1 protein-coding gene is annotated in these 323 nt (G+C 38.7%); it reads right to left on the bottom strand.

Annotation, left to right across the window (positions count from 1 at the left end; genetic code table 11):
• Positions 1 to 323: formate/nitrite transporter family protein (locus ACTJK5_RS23155; protein ID WP_440613339.1), on the bottom strand; the 323-nt coding region annotated here is incomplete at both ends.

Below are 323 nucleotides of genomic sequence, written 5' to 3'. Positions count from 1 at the left end.
AATCGCGGCTGGGATGACAAACATATTGGCTACAACGTGTTGAAATCCAATCGCAACAAAAGTCATAACCGGGAACCAAATACCGATAATCTTTCCGATAAATTCTTTACTTCCCATACTGAGCCAAACAGCTAAACAAACGAGCCAATTACATCCGATTGCAGAAATAAATGCTTGCAATGGCGTATCTTGTAGTTTCGCTTGAGCGATAGAAATAGTTTTCGCTAAAAAAGCTCCCTCAGTTAAGCCAACGATATGACCGAAAAAGTAGGCTACAAATACAGCCCCTATGAAATTGCTAAATGTAACAATAACTAAATTTC

Origin of the sequence: Agrobacterium sp. 22094, from assembly GCF_052046015.1 — a bacterium.
GTDB lineage: Bacteria > Pseudomonadota > Alphaproteobacteria > Rhizobiales > Rhizobiaceae > Agrobacterium > Agrobacterium cavarae.
The sequence above is the reverse complement of the archived record's forward strand: the minus strand, read 5'-3'. Positions and strand labels throughout refer to the sequence as shown.